This window comes from Rahnella sp. CG8 (assembly GCF_023701875.1).
In the GTDB taxonomy this organism is placed as follows: domain Bacteria; phylum Pseudomonadota; class Gammaproteobacteria; order Enterobacterales; family Enterobacteriaceae; genus Rahnella; species Rahnella aceris.
In genome coordinates this window covers 1-1,355 of record NZ_JABAED010000069.1, presented here as the reverse complement: position 1 = coordinate 1,355, position 1,355 = coordinate 1, and the positions used below count along the sequence as shown (strand labels likewise).

General features: G+C 49.3%; 1 protein-coding gene. It reads right to left on the bottom strand.

Annotated features, from left to right (window positions below):
* Positions 1-240 precede the first annotated feature (240 nt).
* A complete protein-coding gene (locus HGO41_RS25710) occupies positions 241-1,275 on the bottom strand; it encodes an IS110 family RNA-guided transposase (protein ID WP_013576221.1) in 1,035 nt (344 codons plus the stop codon).
* Positions 1,276-1,355 lie beyond the last annotated feature (80 nt).

Sequence of the window (1,355 nt, the reverse complement as noted above, 5' to 3'; positions counted from 1 at the left end):
CCATATATGGACGCCCCGGGTGTTACAAGTACTGGTTCGATACGGTTTGCGACCATATATCCGGCGTCGTTAGTGGGTTAATTTACCCGCGCCATGATGTTATCCGAGCCCTGTTTCCTTATCACTACACCGGTATATGATTACCCAGGTCAACTTCAGGCTGTTACAGGGACGGTAGCCGTTTTCTCATCAGTGCCTGCAAACTCAGTTAAATAAGTTTCTGTAAATTGCTGTTTTTAGCTAATTCATCGCAACGGCCTTCTGCATATTAAAATCAACCCCATCTGTCAGCACACGCCAGATAATTCTCGTCAGTTTATTCGCCAGTGCAACCGTGGTTTTCAGGAACCCTCGACGAGCTTCAAGCCTTTGCAGCCAAAGGCCCAGACTGTCATCGCGCTTTTTCATACAGCGCATTACAGACCGTGCTCCATGGATGATTAATGTTCTGAGACTACGATTGCCATTTTTTGTCACGGAGGATAATCGTTGCTTGCCTCCCGAACTGTGCTGCCGGGGAACCAGGCCACACCAGGCGGATAACTCTCTGCCGTTGGAAAATTGCCCTGCATCCACTTCACTGATAAACGCTGCCGCGATGAGCGGGCCGACTCCCGGAATAGTTAACAACTGGCGATAGGCAGCTTGTTGTGAAGACAATGCAGCAATTTCCTTATCCAGTCCGGTGACGCGTTCATTCAGCGCCTGCATGTCTTCCCGCAATGTAGAAAGTAAACGGCGGACAGTGAACGTTAACTCATTCGACGCGTCTTCCATCAGTTCAGGCAGGTGCTGCTGGAGGCACTGTATCCCGACAGGGATAATGAGACCATATTCAGCGAGCAGAGAACGAAGCTGGTTAGCCAGCGCCGTTCTTTGCTCAACCATGAGCTGACGGGTATTTCGCAGCGCTTTGATATCCTGCTGCTCAGCAGTTTTGACCGGAACAAAGTGGATGCCAGGGCGGAGTGCTGTTTCACAAATCGCCAGCGCATCATTAGCATCGTTTTTCTGGCTTCTGACAAAGGCTTTAACGTGCTGGGCAGGTATCAGTCTGACGTTGTATCCCATCGTTCTGAAGGTTCTGCCCCAGAAGTGCGAAGTAGAGCATGCCTCCATCGCGATAAGCGTTCCGGGCTCGAAGTGTCGAACGCAATCCAGCAATTTTGAACGGGAGATCTTCTTGTTATATGCAATTGAACCATCAACCATCCAGACGCATACCTGAAAAACAGATTTGGCAATGTCGATACCAACAACTCTGATTGTGTTCATGTGATATCACTCCTGAATTAATTGCAGTCAATAGAGTATGGCACTGGCTACTTCAGGGAGGGGCGTCCATAACATCACTA

Coding starts and splice junctions, on each gene's coding strand:
- HGO41_RS25710 (WP_013576221.1), bottom strand. CDS start 1,275: ATGAACACAATCAGAGTTGTTGGTATCGACATTGCCAAATCTGTTTTT.